The organism is Herbidospora yilanensis (genome assembly GCF_001570565.1).
In the GTDB taxonomy this organism is placed as follows: domain Bacteria; phylum Actinomycetota; class Actinomycetes; order Streptosporangiales; family Streptosporangiaceae; genus Herbidospora; species Herbidospora yilanensis.
This window is the reverse complement of record NZ_BBXE01000064.1, coordinates 1-3,328: the sequence shown is the minus strand read 5'-3', so window position 1 is coordinate 3,328 and position 3,328 is coordinate 1. Positions and strand designations below refer to the sequence as shown.

1 protein-coding gene is annotated in these 3,328 nt (G+C 68.1%); it reads right to left on the bottom strand.

Features of this window, described 5'->3' with window-relative positions:
• Window positions 1–2,846 (bottom strand): family 43 glycosylhydrolase (locus AW273_RS35750; RefSeq protein ID WP_198168536.1); only part of this gene is annotated, 2,846 nt, incomplete at its 3' end.
• Window positions 2,847–3,328: the final 482 nt, after the last annotated feature.

Here is a 3,328-nt window from a genome sequence, read left to right as displayed (position 1 = left end):
CTGAGCACGTGCTCGCCGAGGGCCAGTTCGTAGAGGGTGAGCGTGCCGGGCTGGACCGGCTGCCCGTCCAGGGTCGCGGTCGTCGACTTCACACCGGATCCGTCGTCCTCGGCGGTCCAGCCGATGTGCAGGTCCCGGCTGTCGCCGCTGTCTTCCACACCCGAGACCTCGACGACCGGACCGGTCACGTCCTCGATCTCCAGCGTGCCGAGCCGGGCCAGTTCGTAGCTGAGGGCCCGTTCGGGGGCGTCGATCTGGTTCTGGGTGCCGAACACGCCGGACCGGGCCGCCTTCGCCGCGGTGAGCGCCTTCTGCGCGCGGGCCCAGGCGTCGGCCGGGTAGGAGTGCTCGTTCAGCGTCCCGGCGTGGGCGATGGCGGCGTCCAGACGGGAGGTGTCGAGAGGGAGGTTCTGCGCGGTCAGGGTGTCGCTGAGCAGGTAGTGGTCGAAGTCGACCCGCCCGCCCTTCTCCTGCGTCGCGTAGTTGAACAGGGCGACCCGGTGGCCCATGAAGTGGGCGAGGCTGCCGTCGAGCGTCTGCGGGCCGACGCGGTTGCCCAGCCGGGTCCAGTTCAGGCCGTCGAGGCTGTAGTAGAAGGTCGTCCACAACTGCCCGACCGGCGAGGCGAAGTCGAGGTCGGCCTTGACCGACACCACGGCGGCGTCGCCCAGCGGCACCGTCGTGCCCGGGACGAAGGCCTCCAGGGCGGCCTGGTCGAGGTCGACCCCGAACGGCTGACCCCGGTTGACCACGCCCAGCGTGTTCACGCCGCCGGCGCGCTTGACCGCCACGTAGGAGAAGCCGCGGTTGAAGGCGGCCAGGCCGGCGACGTCGCCGTTCTTCATGCCGGAGACGTCCATCCGGGTCTCCACCGACTGGCGCGGGCCGAACGTGCGCTGCGTCAGGGTGTTGCGGGCCTCCTCCAGCCACGCCAGTTCGGCCCGGTTGGAGAGCTTGGTGTAGACGTACTGGCCGGTCACCGGCTTGCCCGTGGTCAGCCGCAACCATCCGTCCCGGTCGGTGAGCGACCAGTTGCGGTTGTCGGGGGCGTGGTTCCACTCCCAGGCCGGGTCCAGCCGCGAGCCGTTGGGGGCGATCTCCGCTTCGGTCGGGTACTCCGCCGTCGACGGGAGCCCGACGATCGAGACGTCGTCGATCAGGTACTCCACGCTCGACGACGGCGGCTGCGGGTTGGCCCACGGCGTCTCCACCGCGAACTTGAAGTTGTTCAGGTTCGCCGTCGCCGGCACGGTGAACCGCCCGGACACCGTCGTCCACTGGCCGACCGGCACGTTCCCGAAGGCCATGACCTGGACGCCGCCACCCCAGTCGGCCGCCAGGTTGAACCGCACGCTCGCCGGGCCGGAGGTGTACTTGATCTTCGCGGACACGGTGTAGGTCACGCCGTGCTGCATCTTGCCGTTGAGGAACTGGTTGGGGCCCGAGCCGTTGAGCGTGCGGTCGCCGACCCGCAGCGCCGCCGAGCCCGCGGCGGGGTCACCGGTGTCCCGGCTGAGGGTCGCGCCGAACTGCGCCGCCCACGGCGCGGTCGTCTCGGCCTCGAACCCGGGGTTCTGCAGGAGTTCCACGCCGATCAGCGACTCGTCGAGGTCGGGCGGCTCGGGGATCGTCCACTCCTCGTCCATGTACGCCCGGTGGGGGGCGTCGTTGGCGAAGTCGTCGGAGGCGACGACGCTCTTCTGCCGCTCGAAGGTCTCCTGCGCCGGGTCGAGCACGATCGGCTTCTGGAAGGCCCCGTCCACCGGCACGACGCCGTTGTTCCCGAAGGTCGGCCAGCCGTCCTGCCAGGTCGCCGGGATCAGCGCCGGGATGCGGCCGACGGGGAAGGTGTCGCGGAAGAACATGCCGTGCCAGTCGGTCCGGCCGCCGTCGCGCGAGATGGGCACCAGGCTGCCCTGGGCGAAGCCGTTGGAGTTGAGCACCCCGCGCGCCTCGTAGGTGTTGACGCCGCCCGCGGAGGTGTAGCGTCCGAGCAGCTCGCGGGAGCGGAACATGACGACCTGGCGGCCCTGCCCGGACGGCCAGGTGATGATGACCGCGTAGTACCAGCCGTCGATGTGGTAGAACTGCGCGCCCTCGAACAGGCCGCCGATGAAGGGCCGGCCGGCGTAGTCGTTCGCCGTGAAGATGTTCGGGTAGTCCTGCGCGATGGCCGTCAGGTCGGAGTTCAGCCGCACCGCGCTGGTCCCGCCCGAGCCGTAGAAGATGTACGCGGTGCCGTCGACGTCGAAGAACAACGAGGGGTCGTGCAGGCCCCGGCCGAGGGCCGTGCGCTCCCACTTCCCGTTGTCGATGTCGTCGGTCCGGTAGAGGTAGGCGCCGCCCAGGTTGTTGGTGTTGAAGGCGACGTAGAACATGCCGTCGTGGTAGCGCAGCGACGACGCCCACTGGCCCTGACCGTAGGAGTTCTGCCCGTTGCGCAGGGAGAAGGAGTCCCCGACGTTCGCCCGGTCGAAGACGTAGTTGACGATCTCCCAGTTCACCAGGTCGTACGACTTCATGATCGGCGCACCCGGGCTCAGGTGCATCGTGGTGCTGATCATGTAGTAGAGGTCGCGGCCTTCGTCGTTCTCGGCGGCCGGGACCCGTTCCACGCTGATGTCGGGCACGTCGGAGCGCAGGAGCGGAACGGTGTAGGTGCCGTCGCCCTTGTCGGTCGAGGTGTAGGACGAGGCGGGCGACCAGGAATCGGCGCGCGCCCCCGTGGTCACCAGCCCGACACAGGCGAGTGCGGCGACGAACGCGACGGCGACTCTCGGCAGACGGCTGACCAGGACGGTATTGGCGGCGGGGAAACGTAAGCGCGGGCGGGGGATCACGGACATTGCTAACTCCAGACACGGAGGTAGAGCGGGCGCCTGAAAAACTACGGAACTGTTACCGCTAACATTTTTGGACGAGGGGGCGTAGTCGTCTTCGCTTGCGGGCATACGTCACCGACCTCTGTCGATGGCGTTGAGGTGGCTCCTGGAGGGATCGGCGCGTGTCGGCGGACTGTTATCGCTAACAAATCAGGGGGTGCGTACACGCGTGGATTCGGTCAGGACAAGAAAGCACCCTTCGGATGGACGGGAGGCGGGAATGCCTCAACCGGGCATGCGGTCAAGAAGGTGGCAGTTATTTTCTGGTTATTTTCTGAACCTTTCGTCTGAAACTGTAAAGTGACCGGACACTTCAGACAAGAGGTGCGGAGCAAGATCCCGTAACAACCGCGAAACGTGGATGTCCCGTGAACGGCCTCGCCGCCGCGGTGGCACCCGCGGCGGCGAGGAACTCGGGGGACTCTCCGGTCAGATCGCGGTGATGG